Annotated in this window: 9 protein-coding genes and 2 pseudogenes; 4 read left to right on the forward strand and 7 right to left on the reverse strand. The window is 70.7% G+C overall.

The window, feature by feature from the left end; genetic code table 11:
• Positions 1-218 (reverse strand): DUF6199 family natural product biosynthesis protein (locus GA0115240_RS37555; protein WP_093735067.1); only part of this gene is annotated, 218 nt, incomplete at its 3' end.
• Positions 219-744: 526 nt separating this feature from the next.
• On the opposite strand from GA0115240_RS37555, the gene GA0115240_RS02895 reads away from it, so the two are divergent.
• Together GA0115240_RS02895 and GA0115240_RS36020 are read left to right on the forward strand one after the other, a co-directional pair.
• Entirely contained in the window at positions 745-3255 is a 2511-nt protein-coding gene (locus GA0115240_RS02895; protein WP_093735068.1) for a DEAD/DEAH box helicase, read from the forward strand.
• A 121-nt stretch (positions 3256-3376) separates the two neighbouring features.
• A complete protein-coding gene (locus GA0115240_RS36020) occupies positions 3377-3964 on the forward strand; it encodes a hypothetical protein (RefSeq protein ID WP_141708700.1) in 588 nt (195 codons plus the stop codon).
• Positions 3965-4013: 49 nt separating this feature from the next.
• Here the strand turns inward: GA0115240_RS36020 and GA0115240_RS02900 are convergent.
• From GA0115240_RS02900 to GA0115240_RS02910, 3 genes and pseudogenes are all read right to left on the reverse strand, one after another.
• A pseudogene (locus tag GA0115240_RS02900) lies at positions 4014-4247 on the reverse strand (helix-turn-helix domain-containing protein); the annotation flags it as partial.
• A gap of 29 nt (positions 4248-4276) precedes the next feature.
• Entirely contained in the window at positions 4277-4777 is a 501-nt protein-coding gene (locus GA0115240_RS02905; protein ID WP_346267913.1) for a DUF6879 family protein, read from the reverse strand.
• Positions 4774-4965: a hypothetical protein gene (locus tag GA0115240_RS02910; RefSeq protein ID WP_202450965.1), complete on the reverse strand. Its 192-nt coding sequence runs from the start codon at positions 4963-4965 to the stop codon at positions 4774-4776. The genes GA0115240_RS02905 and GA0115240_RS02910 overlap by 4 nt, the downstream gene beginning before the upstream one ends.
• A 214-nt stretch (positions 4966-5179) precedes the next feature.
• On the opposite strand from GA0115240_RS02910, the gene GA0115240_RS02915 reads away from it, so the two are divergent.
• Both GA0115240_RS02915 and GA0115240_RS35415 read left to right on the forward strand, forming a co-directional pair.
• On the forward strand, positions 5180-8785 hold the full coding sequence (locus GA0115240_RS02915) for a WD40 repeat domain-containing serine/threonine protein kinase (RefSeq protein WP_093735070.1): 3606 nt from the start codon (positions 5180-5182) through the stop codon (positions 8783-8785).
• Positions 8782-10032, forward strand: coding sequence for a protein kinase domain-containing protein (locus GA0115240_RS35415; RefSeq protein WP_161301983.1), 1251 nt, complete (start codon positions 8782-8784; stop codon positions 10030-10032). The genes GA0115240_RS02915 and GA0115240_RS35415 overlap by 4 nt, the downstream gene beginning before the upstream one ends.
• A gap of 53 nt (positions 10033-10085) precedes the next feature.
• Here GA0115240_RS35415 and GA0115240_RS02930 read toward each other — a convergent pair whose 3' ends face one another.
• The 3 genes and pseudogenes from GA0115240_RS02930 to GA0115240_RS02940 all read right to left on the reverse strand — a co-directional run bounded on the left by GA0115240_RS02930 (position 10086) and on the right by GA0115240_RS02940 (position 13142).
• The gene (locus tag GA0115240_RS02930) at positions 10086-10790 is read right to left on the reverse strand and encodes a hypothetical protein (protein WP_093735072.1); all 705 of its coding nucleotides are present in this window, start codon (positions 10788-10790) and stop codon (positions 10086-10088) included.
• A gap of 41 nt (positions 10791-10831) precedes the next feature.
• A complete protein-coding gene (locus tag GA0115240_RS02935) occupies positions 10832-11464 on the reverse strand; it encodes a DUF7019 family protein (RefSeq protein WP_093735073.1) in 633 nt (210 codons plus the stop codon).
• Positions 11465-11902: 438 nt separating this feature from the next.
• Positions 11903-13142: pseudogene (locus tag GA0115240_RS02940) on the reverse strand (IS256 family transposase).
• Positions 13143-13158: the final 16 nt, after the last annotated feature.

Raw genomic sequence — 13158 nt, forward strand, 5'->3', positions numbered from 1 at the left:
CCAGTCACCCGCTGTGCTGCGTAACCCCTGCCCGTGGGCTCGGTCCCGTCAGGGTCTCTCACCCAGCCGGTCTGCAGGCGCCTGTTGAACCTCCACAGCAGCTGCGGGCGCACCACCTGGAGCAGGCCAACGGCGAGGAAGACGCACAGGAACAGAATGACGAAAGGGTTGCCTTCGCTGAGGCCTGATGCCATCTGCAGAGCTGGGTTCTGGGTCATGGATGCCGGGTGCCCTCCCCCAAACCGCGAAAACACGAGACATGCCCACGCCCCCTACCGGGCGCGGGCAACAAGCAGGCCGGCAAGGAGGGAGGAGCGTCCCTACCTCCTAGTGGTGAGGAGTCGGATGATCACCACAATCGCGCACACGGCAGTGACCAGCACAGGCACCCACCAATGGTGGGGACCCTGACCGCCTTGGACAGCCACTGCGAGAGGTCCCCCTCCGCACTGGTTCCCGAAAACCGAGCACACCCCCATGACTGCCCCTCCCTAGACGCCACTGTGCAATAGCGGATACCCGGCTTCTAGATGTCCACCGGGGCGGGGCCGGCCCTGCGTACGGGGAAGGCGATGCGGGCGGGTGTGATCAGGAGTGGGTGCGGGGCGGGTTGGGGTGCGATCGGTTCCGGTCAGTGTGCGTGCGTCATCTCTAGAGGGCCGCTATCCTCTGGACTCAGACACCACCCCCGGCGCAGACCGCGCAGGGGCTGCGCTCTTCCCGGGATGGGAGATCAGTAAAACCATGGTGGCGGTACCGGAAAAAGAAGATGACTTGACGGCGTTGGATCCGCTGCCGCATCAGGTGGAGGCATCCGATGCGGCGGTGCGGAAACTGGAATTGCTGCCGGGTCAGGAAATGCCCGCTCGCGGATTGCGCACTCAGGTGATCGCGGCGACCGGTTCGGGTAAAACCTTCATGGCTGTTCTCACCGCGCGGAAATTGCGGGCGGGCAAGGTTCTGGTTCTGGTCCCGACATTGGATTTGCTGACGCAGACGGTCGCCGCGTGGCGGCTCGGGGGGCGGACCGGCCCGGTGTACGGGATCTGCTCTCTGCGGGCCGATGAGGCCGACTTCGCGTGCACGACGGACGTGGACGAGCTGGTGGCGTGGACCAACGGCCTGGAGCAGGTGACCGTGTTCACCACCTACGCCTCGGTCGGGCTCGGCACTCTGCAGCGGGCGCATGAGGCCGGCCTTTCGCGGTGGTCGCTGGTGGTGGTCGATGAGGCGCACCGTACGAGCGGCCGGGGTGCGAAGCCGTGGGCGGCGATCCACGACAACACCAAGGTGCCGGCGGATCGGCGCCTCTATATGACGGCGACACCAAGGGTGTGGGCCGCGCCGGAGGAAGAGGAAGGGGCGCGGGCGGCTCCGGTGCTGGTCGCGAGCATGGAAGACGACCCGGACGGCTTGTTCGGCGAAGTCTCGTACAAGCTGACGCTCTCGCAGGCCCGCGACCGTGGGCTGGTTGCCGCCTACCAGGTGGTGTGTGTCGACGTGACCGACCCGGAACTCCAGGCGGCCGCGCTGCTCGGCATGGAGGCCCGGTCGGACAGCGTGCGCGGCTCGAGACTGGCCGCGTTGCAGACCGCCGCGGTGAAGACCTCAGCGGAACGGGGCCTGCGCAGGATGTTGACGTTCCACTACCGGACCAGTGAGGCGGAGGCGATGGCGGCCGGGGTGCCGGCGGTCTCCCGGCGGCTGCACGAGGACGACCCCGAGACGTACCCGGACCCGGCGCGGGTGTGGGCGGACTGGCTGTGTGGGGAGCACAGGCCGCAGCACCGGGCGGGGACGCTGGCCACGTTCGCGGACCCGGTCGGCGGCCGGGAGGACGGCGACCTGGTCCCGATGCGGCTGCGGCTGCTGAGTTCTGTTCGCGTACTCGGGGAGGGCGTGGACACCAAGGGGTGCGACAGCGTCTTCTTCGGCGACGTGCGGGGATCGGCTGTCGACATCCTCCAGATCGTCGGCCGGGCCCTGCGGATGAAGCCGGGCGGGCAGAAGACCGCGTCGCTGGTCGTGCCGGTTTTCCTGGCCCCGGGCGAGGACCCCGACGCGATGCTGACCAGCCGTGGTTACAACGGGTTGGCCAAGGTGCTCGCTGCCCTGCGCTCGCACGACTCGGACACCATCGAGCAGCTGGCCGAACAGCAGGCCACCAGCCGGGCCCGGAAGCGGTCCGCGCTCACCACCGGTTCGGGCAATGGACAGGAAGGAACATCCGTCCCCGCGCAGAGCCTGCTCCAGTTCTCCACACCCCGCGATCCCGCCGTTCTGGCGCAGTTCATGAACCTCCGGATTCTCCGGCCGGAAAACACGTACTGGCGCCACGGAATCCAGGCCGCAACGCGGTATGTGAAAGAGAACGAGGATCTGAAAGTCCCGTACGCATTCGTGACGCCCGAGGACTGGGATCCGGCCGATTTTCCCCTTGGGACATGGATCGCCGATCAGAGGCGGTTCTACAACGCGGGTGAGATGAAGCCCGCGCGGGTCAAAGAACTCGAAGATTTGCAGATGCTGTGGTCGCACTGGGACGTCGCTTTTCAGGAGGGACTGTCAGCAGCTCGGGAGTGGGCGGCCGAGCACGGCCACTTCCTCCCGCCCACCACGGCGGTCTGGAACGGACATCCGGTAGGGGTGTGGGCAAAAAATTTGAGGACGGCGGGCCGCAGGACGGTGGAGATCGAGGCGCGGCGCGAAGCCGGGCTGCCGGTCGGCTCCACCGCCGGGACGCTGACCGAGGAACGCCGGGATGAGCTGGAGGCCATCGACCCGTCCTGGTGCCCGGCCTGGCCCGTGGCGTGGCAGCGGGCCTACGTCCTGTGCCGCCAGCTCATCGAGGCCGGCGCCCCGCTGCCCGCTCCAGGCGAGGCCACCGTGCAGGGCGAGGACCTGGGCGCGTGGGTCCAGGCGCAGCGCCTCGGCTGGGACCAGCTCGCCCCCGCGCAGCAGTGGATGCTGGAGAACATGCTTGACATCGGCCCGGCGGACCCCTCGGAGAGGCCGCAGGCGCCCCGTACGCAGGCCGACAAATGGGCGGCGAACATTCGGGCGGCGAGGCAGTTCCACGCCCGCGAGGGAAGCCTGCACGTACCGCGCAAGGCCGTTGAGCGACTCACCGAGCCCGACGGTTCGGTGACAGAGGTCAAGTTGGGCACCTTCGTGGACAACGCCCGCCGCAGGGCCGACAAACTCAGCGACGAGCGGCACCAAGAACTGACCGAACTCGACATGCGTTGGACATAGACGGCTTGCTGAAGTCGGACGGTGACACACAACCAGTCGTCCTGCCCATGGCGCGGCATAGGAAAGGCAAGCAAACTAATGGGTCTACGAGCCGCAATGAGTCTGCAGGTTAGGAATAAGTATGGACGGCGGGACGGCCTCAGTGATAGCTGGGTTAGCAGCGGTAGCAGGGGGTGTTGTCACAGCTCTGATTGGCAAACGAGGCTCCACTGACACCTCACGACAGACCGCAACGAGCGACTACAGGAGGCAGCGTCGGTCGGAGCGTCAGCCTGCCTATGAAGCGTTTGCCACCAGTGTGCGCACATTCGCGTCGCAAGTCGTCGATAAAAGCAACGAAATCAAACGGTCGACAGCTCCGAATTCTGATCCTATTGCCCAGCCTCAACTTTCGGATTTTCTGGACATGGGAGATGTGTTCGCCGATCAAGCCATGAGAGTACGCCTCCTTGGACCGCAGGAGGTGGCCGACTCGGTTGAGGATGTTCTCATAGCCTGTACTGAAGTCTTAGTCATGCTGAGCGGATACGCCAACCTGGCGTACTCTTTTCCCGGATTCCCAGTCGATGAGATGGCCATAATGCATGAGGGCCAATTTCATACATACGCCGAAATCACCCGGGCATCACAAAATTTGCAGGCGGCAGTTGGGAGTTTTCTCACCATAGCGCGATCACATATGGACGACTGGGAAGGCGAACCCATCTGAAGGTTGCATTCGGAGTGGGCTGCCCGGTTCAGCGGCCCGCCCCAACTACTACCAGATTGTCCGCCTGGCCGTCGGCGCCGCACGCGGTGCACCAGGTGCGGATGTCGGCGTCCGAGGGCAAGGCGTCGCCCTTTTGGATCCGGGTGGTCTTCGCCGGGTGCCAGCCGCACCGGGCGGAACGTTCCTTCCCGGTGAGGCCGGCGTCCTTGCGCAGATGCTGCAACCTCACCGCGAGCGCCTCGCGGGCCGACTGAGCGCTGGACGATGGGGAAGCGGTCGTCATGGAATCGGCGACCCTTGGCTGTGCGGGGGTCAGATGCGGTAGTCGGTGTGCGGGGTCGCCAGGTCCCACACCGAAGCGAACGCCTGCGCGCACAACTTGACCGCACCGGGGTCTTCGGTGTGGTCGGGCTCCAGGGCCTGGCCGTCGCCGGAGAAGACGTTCCACCGCGCGAGGCGGTCGTCGATGAGCCAGAAGCCGTTGCCCGGCAGCGCGAGCGTGGAAGCGCGGCGGCGCGGCAGCCACCGCACCTGCTCACCGGCGCGGAGGTTGGCGTCGGTGATGGCGTGCTCGAAGCGGATGTAGTCGGTGACCGGCTCGGACACCACCCTCGCCCGCCAGACCTTCACCCCGCGGGCCACGGTCCTCTGAACCAGCGGCAGCCACCCGCCCCAGAACGGCGAGTCGTCCGCAGGCACCCGCCGGTCCTGCAGGTAGGCCTCGTAGACCTCCCGCTCCTCCCCCACCGCGTAGACGTCCCGCAGCTCCCAGGTGCAGGGCGTGGCGCTGGGCGGAGTCGAGCAGGTCCTCAAAGCCGGGCGCCGGCGGCTTCTGCGGCATCACACGCCTTCCTGACCTGCTCCACCATGCTGAGCGGGATCCGGACGATCCCCTCGTCGTCTGCGGGCGGACTGTCCTGACGGCAGGCGGCCCGCGTCGCCGCGTCAGCGAACTTGCCCTGCAGGACCAGCTCCGGCCCCTGCGCGGTGTCGGTGTCCACCCACACCGCCGGGCAGTTCCCGCCACCCGAGTTCGGGTCGGTGCCGAAGAAAAGTAACGCCTTGATCGCCTCCGGAGGAAGCCAGTTGCGGGTAGTTGCGCAACCGACCGTCCCGCGATCCGACGCCCTCGGTCAAGAACGCGGCGGGGGAGGCGACGGGGTGCGCCCGTCGGCGCGTTGCCAACCTGCCCCTCACTGCGGCAGGTTGAGGGGCATGGCGACAGGGAGGTGGCGGCGCGGGGACGTCGTCCTCGGCCTCTACGAGGTGTGCGAGGTGCTGGAAGGCGGCGGCATGGGCCTGGTGTACAAGGTCCGCCACCGTGCCTGGAACACCGACCTCGCCGTCAAGGTGCCCCGGCCCGAGCTGGTCGCCACGGTCGTGGGGCGGGGCGGGTTCGAGCGGGAGGCGGGCACTTGGGTCGGCCTGGGCCTGCACCCCCACGTCGTCGCCTGCCTGTACGTCCGCCAGGTGGACGCCGTGCCGTGCGTGTTCGCCGAGTGGGTGCCCGGGGGCTCGCTCGCCGAGCTGGTGGCGGACGCGCGGCTGTACGCCCCGGGCGGCGACGGCCCGCTCGCACGGCTGCTCGACCTGGCGGTGCAGATGGCCTGGGGCATCGGTCACGCGCACCGGCAGGGGCTGATCCACCAGGACGTCAAACCCGCGAACGTCATGGTCGACCCGGCCGACGGCTGGACGGCGAAGGTGACCGACTTCGGTCTGGCCGGCGCCCGCGCCGCGGCCGGGGAGAGCGCACCCGCACCGCCTCAGGCGAGCCTGCTGGCCAGCTACGGCGGGATGACGCCCGCGTACTGCTCCCCGGAGCAGGCCGACGCCGCGCACGGCGCCGGCACCACGCTCACCCGCGCCACCGACATCTGGTCCTGGGCGCTGAGCGTGCTGGAGATGTTCACCGGCGGGCCGCCGTCCCGCCACGGGCAGCTGGCGCCCGAGGTGTTCGCCGCCTTCCTGGCGTCGGGGCGCCCGGCGACGGGCGTGCCCGCGATGCCGGCGGGCCTGGCCGACCTGCTGATGCGGTGCTTCGAGGTCGACCCCGCCCGACGCCCGCGCGGGATGGACGAGATCGCGGCGGCCGTGGCGGAGATTTACCGGGACGCCGTCGGCACACCGTATCCGCGGGTGCCCGCGCAGGCCGTGCGGCTGCTCGCCGACTCGCTGTCCAACCAGGCGCTGTCGCTGCTCGACCTGGACCGCGCCGATGAGGCGGAGGACCTGTGGGGCGAGGCCAGGCACATCGACCAGCACCACCTGCCCACCGTCTACAACCAGTCGCTGTACCGGTGGCGGCAGGGCTCCTTCTCGGACGAGGACGTGCTGTCCGGCCTGCGGACGGTGAAGGCCCTGGGCGGACCGGACGACGAGGTCGACCGGCTGCTCGGCCTCGTGCAGGTGGAGCGGGGGGACGACGCCGCGGCCCGCGCGCTCCTCGCGGACGCGCCCGACGGCCCCGAGGTGCGGGCTGCGCTGGCGGAGTTGGCCCGCCGCGGCCCCGCACGCGGGCCCGCACGCGGGCCCGAGCGGCTCACCGGCCACCAGAGCGAGGTGCGGGCGGTCGCGGTGGACGCCGCGGGGACGGTGGTGCTCAGCGGCGGTGCGGACGGCCGGACCCGGGTGTGGGACACGGCCACCGGCCGCTGCCGCCACGAACTGCCGGCCGCGGGAGCCGGCGCGGCCCAGGACGGTCCCGATCCGGTGGCCGCCGTCGCCGTGACCCCCGACGGCACGACCGGCCTGGTGGGCCACCGCCACGGGCCCGTCGAGCTGTGGGACCTGACCGCCGGCACCCTGCTGGGCACGGTCGGGCAGCGGGGCCCGGAGGTCACGGCGCTGGCGCTGAACAGCTCGGGCGGCGCCGCGGTGGCCTACCGCACCGGCCAGGTGGAGGTGTGGGAAGCCCGGGCCGGGCGGCTGCGGCGGACGCTGGAGCACCCGCCCGCCTCGCACCAGAAACTGGAGCCCGCAACCGGGCGGGTGCTGCCGCAGATCCACTACGAGCCGGCCCCGGTCTCCCGCGTCGCCCTCGCCGAGGACGGCAGCACGGCAGTGTCCGCCGCCCCCGACAGCGGCAGCGTCGTGACCTGGGACATCGCCCGGGGCCGCCCCCTGCACCAGTTGGTCATGTCAGCGGACCGGTACAGCACCGACATCGACCAGGTGGCGTTCACTCCCGACGGCACGGCCGCCCTGCTGCTGGGCCGCTGGTCGACGACGGCCCGGGTATGGGAATGCGCCACCGACCGGATCCGCGCCACCGTGCCCAACGGGATCGGCCGCCACGACCGCGTCGTGCTCAACGGCGACGCCACGATCGCCGCATCGGTCTCCTTGAACGGGAGCGGGCCGCTGCGGATCTGGGAGCTGTCGTCCGGCCGCTGCCTGCACACGATCAGTACGCAGATCGTGCCGGGCCCCCGGCCCGATCTGCCCGTTCTGCTCATCCTGGCCTCCCTGGCCCTCAGCGGCGACGGCCGGCTCGCGGTCGTCGGCGACAAGAACGGCGGCATCCAGATCCACCGCCTGGCCCCGGCCGGTTTCCGCGCCGGCTGGCACTACGGGCGACCCGCCGCCGCGCAGGCCCTGGCCCGGCGCGAGGCGGACATGGCACGCATCGCCGCGCGGGCCGCGGCGCTGGCCGAGGCGGGCGACCCGGCCGCGGCCGCCGAACAGCTCCGGGCCGCCCGCGCCATCCCCGGCTTCGAGCGGCATCCCCAACTGCGGCGGCAGTGGGCGGAGCTGGGCAGGGCCGCGGGCAGACGCACCGCCCTGCTCGGCATCTGGGACTGCTACGACTTCCACGGCACGGTGCTCGCCCAGAAGGTCCTGGTGGCCCCGACGCACGACGGCACCCGGATGGTGATCCCCGGCGCATTCGGCCGCGTCCATGTGTGCGACCTGCCGACCGGCCGGGTCCAGTACACCTTTCCGGAAACCCTTTCGGGCAACACCCACACCGTCGAGGTCGCCGACGACGGACGCCTCGCCGTCACGGCCGACTGGGCGGGCACCGCACACCTGTGGAACCTCGACTCCGGGTCCAGGAGCCGCGAGCTGCACGGCGACCACGGCAGGGTGAAGGCCCTCGCCATGGACCGGGCCGGCCAGTACGCGCTGGTCGGCGACGAGGACGGGGCGCTGTGCCTGTGGCAGCTGCGTCCGGCCTTCCTGCAGCGCACGATGGTGGCGCACGACGGGGCCGTGCACCTGGTGCGGCTGTCGCCCGACGCACGGTTTGCCGCCTCGGTCGGCAGGGAGGACGACACCGGCAGATTGTGGGACACCGGTACCGGACGCCCACTGCTCGCCTTCCCCTCAGCCTCCGCCAACCCCGATGTGCGGTTCGCACCGGACAGCACGCGGCTCTTCGTCTACACCGGGTTCCGGATGTCGGTGTGGGACGTGCGCCGGCGCCGCGTGCTCTACGAGCGGGACGGGCACTCCGAGTCCTTCGCGCTGAGCGCCGACGGGAGCACCGCGGCGACCCACACCGCCGGCCAGACCCTGGAGGTGTGGGAGACGGCTACCGGCCGGACCGTGGGCGAGGTGCCCTGGTACAGCGACCTGTTCGAACTGAGCCCCAACGGGCGCCATGCGGCCACGGCCCACGACCGGGAACTCCATGTGTGGGACGTGCGCACGGGGCGGCGCCTGCACACCCTGGCGGGCCATCCCGAGGGCGTGTGCCTGGTGATGTTCGCCGCCGACGGCCGGTACCTCGTCTCGGCCGACTACCGGCCCGGCCTGCGGCTGTGGGAGCTCGACTACGACTACGACTTCACCGCTGCGAGGACGGACGAGGCGTGACGGCACGGGTAACGGTTTCGGTGCACACCGGCGACGAGGTCGGCGACCACCTCTTCGAGGTACCCGTCACCTGCGAGGTGGGCCGGTCCGACGCCTGCCGTATCCGCATCCCCGACCGGCACCGCAGCGTGTCCCGGCGGCACTGCCGGCTGGACGTCGACCCGCCGCGGTTGCAGGTGCGGGACCTGGGGAGCAGTTACGGCACCTTCGTCAACGACCGCCGTCTCGGCCGGCTCACCGAGCAGCCGCTGGCCGACGGCGACGAGATCCGCATCGGCGACGTGCTGCTGCGGATCACGGTGACCCAGGTGCCCGAGCAGGAACCGGCCGCGGGCCGCGACCCCCTCGACCCCCTGGACTCCTTCGTACCGCCCGAGGTGCCCGGCTACCGCGTCGTGCGCGAGCTGGGCCGCGGCTCGCAGGGCGTCGTCCGGCTGGCCCGCAGCCTGGCGACCGGCGATCTCGTCGCCCTCAAACAGGTGCCGGCCACCCGCCAGGCCGACGACCGCGCCCGTTTCGCCCTGCGGCGTGAGCTGGAGAGCGTCCGTGCGCTGCGCCACCGGAACATCGTGGAGTTCCGCGACAGCGGCGACGACCAGCGCGCCTTCTACTTCGCCGGCGAGTACTGCCCCGGCGGCAGCCTCGAAGGGTTCGCCGCGCGGCACGGGGGGAAGGTGCCGCCGGCCCAGGCCCTGGGCGTCGTCCGGCAGGTGCTGGCGGGACTGGCCTACGCCCACCGCGCGGAGCTGCCCGCGCTGCGGCAGCAGGACGGTGCGCCGGCCGTGGTGCACGGACTGGTGCACCGCGACGTGAAGCCCGCCAACATCCTGCTGGCCGGCCCCGGGCCCGACGGCGGGCCCGTGGTCAAGCTCGCCGACTTCGGTCTGGCCAAGGCGTTCGAACACGCGGGCCTGTCCGGCCACACCAGGACGGGCGCGATGGGCGGCACGATCCCGTTCATGGCGCGCACCCAGCTGATCGGCTACAAGTACGCCGGGCCCGAGGTGGATGTGTGGGCGAGCGCCGCCTGCCTGTACTGGATGCTCACCGGCGCCACGCCGCGCGACTTCCCGCCGCACAAGGACCCCGTCGCGGTGGCGCTGCGCGAGCCCGTGGTGCCGGTCAGGGAACGAGATCCGTCCCTGCCGCGACGGCTTGCCGAGGTCATCGACGAGGCGCTGAACGACGACCCGGCCGTCACCGTCCGCACGGCGGACGAGCTGACCGCGGTGCTGGCGGACTTCTGACGGCCGTTCAGGCCCACGCCGGTGGCAGTGCTGCGGCCGGGGAAACGGCCCGTTCAGGTCCCGCCGTCACGCAGGCACGCGTACCCGGTGCGGACGCGGAACCCGGTCCGACCCAGCTGCTCCCAGCCCTGCCCGCCGTACAGGGCCTGGCGCAGGGCCTCGTCGTGCGCCTCCCGCTGCTCGCGTGTGAAGCCGCTCCGGTCGATGTCGAGGGCGGCGACGACCGGCGGGAGCACGTCCCGCCATTCCTCGGGAAGGGACTCCGCCCGTGCCTCGTCGTAGTCCGGGTCGTCGGGGTAGCTCAACGACAGCGCGAGGGGCGGCTCCGCGCCGAGGTGCCGCCCCACGATGCGCAGCGAGTTCGCGAGCTGCTCCAGGGCCAGGCGGATGTCGCCGCTGAGCGTCACCTGGCCGGGCGGCGGTACGTACAGCTCCGGCGGCACGGCCTCCGGCACCACGTAGCGCACGGCTACCCACTCGGCATGGAACTGCACCAGCAGCCCCGGCCACTTTCCGCCGCCCTCGATGGTGAACTCGGGCCGCGGCCGGTGCCACCCGCGCAGCAGCACGGCATCCACCATCTCCAGGGCCTCGGGCGGCAGGTTTTCGGGGCTGTACGGTCCCCGGCTGCGGGTCCGCAGGGCGCTGTCGTCCATGACGGCCGACAACCGGGCGCCGCCGGCGTCGATGGCCAGGGCCAGCGGATGGATGCCGAGCTCCAGCAGGACGCCCCGCGTCGCGTCGATCACCGACGACATGGCCGGTCCCCGGGCGTCCGCTCCGCGCTCGCTACGCCGTCTCATTCGGCCAGCGCCACATACAGGGGGCTGCCGAGCAGGACCGCCATGTCCCCCACCGGGTACAGCTCCGGGTAGGGACACGGTCCGTACAGCAGCCGCCTGGCCACGAACTCGATGCTCTGGGCGGGGCCGCGGAGCACGGCGTTGGCCTTGACGACGGTGGCCAGGGCGTCGGGAACCACGGGTTCCTCCAACAGGGCGGCCAGATGGACCAGCATCGTCGGTGTCACGGAACCGCTCATCCGGTGCTGCGCGGGGCTTCCGGCCTGCTGGGCGCCCAGCACGTGCCCCGCCGAGCCGCCCAGGCCCACGATGGTCCGGTCGCTGCGCCCGCCGAAGTACACGATGCCGCTGTCGCCGACGGGTCCCCACTGCATCGGCAGCACCCCGCGCACGTACTGCCCGGGTTCGTCCACGCCACCCAGGTCGCCGTGGTCCTCCAGATGGCGCACCACCCGCTCGAGACGGGCGATACGCTCCGTGCCCGCGCTCTCCACACTGTGCCGGGCCCCCAGCATTTTCAGCCCGAAACTGAACTCGGTGACCCGCTTGCGCTCCCACTTCGGATCGATCTGGGCCAGCATCATGTCGACCTTGGCGTCACTGACGTAGAGGTAATAGCGCAACGACACCCATTCCCCTTCCCCCACTTCACAGGGCCGCCGATGCTACTCCCCGGCATCGGCCCGGAACCCGCGCGGCGCTGACTCGCCGCGGTGCCGCCGCACGTGCCGGCATGAGTGCCGGGGCCCGGGGAGCTGGGCCGCGGTCAGGGGCCCCGGCTCGGTCCCTCCGGCGGCGCGGGCCCGGTGCGGGGCGGTGTACTCCCCCGCCGGCACCCCGGCCAGCCTCCTGGCCGACCGGCAGCGGCATCCTGCGCTCCCGGCGGCCGTCGCCCACCACCACACTCTCGAAGCAGTACCGGTACGCCGACCCGGCGCCGCACGCGCGCTATCGCCGTCGTCATCCAGCCACAGCACCGCGCCCCGGCCAGGCAGAAACAGCACCGCGTGCGCCAGGTCCCGGAAACCGAGTCTGTCCAGCGACCGGTGTAACTGGGTTTGTGCGGGCTAGCGGCGGCCGATGGAGAGTCGGCCGTCGAAGGCCTGGAGTGCGGGCTTCCAGCGCATGGTCCAGCGTTTGCGGCCGGCGCCGGTGGGGTCCAGGCTCATGACAGCCATGCAGACGCACTTCAGCGCGGCGGCCTCGTTCGGGAAGTGCCCGCGAGCGCGGACGGCCTTGCGTATGCGGGCGTTGACCGACTCGATCGCGTCGGTGGTGCAGACGACCCTGCGGATCTCAGCGTCGAACCGGAGAAAGGGCACGACCCCGGCCCAGGCGTTGGACCAGAGCCGCACGATCGCGGGGTATTCGGTGCCCCATTCCTCCTGGAATTCCAGGAACCGCTCTTCGGCCGCGTCCGAGGTCGGGGCAGTGTAGATCGGCTTGAGCGCTCAGGAGACCTTGTCCCAGTCCCGGCGGGCCGCGTAACGGAACGACGCCCGCATCAGGTGAACGACACAGGTCTGCGTGATCGCCCGCGGCCAGACCGTCCCGATCGCGTCGGGCAAGCCTTTCAGCCCGTCGCAGACGACCATGCACACATCCTCGACACCGCGGTTGCCGATCTCGGTCAGCACCTGCAGCCAGTACTCGGCGCCCTCGCCGCCGTCGCCGGCCCACAGACCGAGGATGTCGCGGGTGCCGTCGACGGTGACCGCGAGGGCGACGTAGACCGGCCGGTCGGCGACCTGCCCGTCACGCACCTTCACATGAATACAGTCAATGAAGACGACCGGGTAGACCGGATCGAGGGGCCGGTTCTGCCATTCGGCCATGCCCTCCATGACCTTGTCGGTAATCGTCGAGATCGTCGACTTCGGCCATGCCGTCCATGACCTTGTCGGTAATCGTCGAGATCGTCGACTTGGAAACGCTGGCCCCGTAGACCTCGGCCAGATGCGCCGAGATGTCGCCGTGCGTCAGACCCCGGGCCGACAAGGACAGCACCATCTCGTCGACACCGGTCAGCCTCCGCTGCCACTTCCTGACGATCTGCGGCTCGAAGCTGCCCTCCCGGTCGCGGGGCACCTCGATCTCGACCGGTCCGACCTCGGTCAGCACGGTCTTGGCCCGCACACCATTGCGGGACTTGCCGCTGCCGGCACCGGCCGGGCCGTGTTTCTCATAGCCGAGGTGATCGGTGATCCCGCCCTCCAGGGCGGACTCCAGCACCCGCTTGGTCAACTGCTGCAACAGCCCGCCCTCGCCGGTCAACTGCAGCCCGCCAGCACGGGCCCGGTCCACCAACTAGCCGATCAACTGC

It is taken from the genome of Streptomyces sp. DvalAA-14, assembly GCF_900091855.1.
Lineage (GTDB): Bacteria > Actinomycetota > Actinomycetes > Streptomycetales > Streptomycetaceae > Actinacidiphila.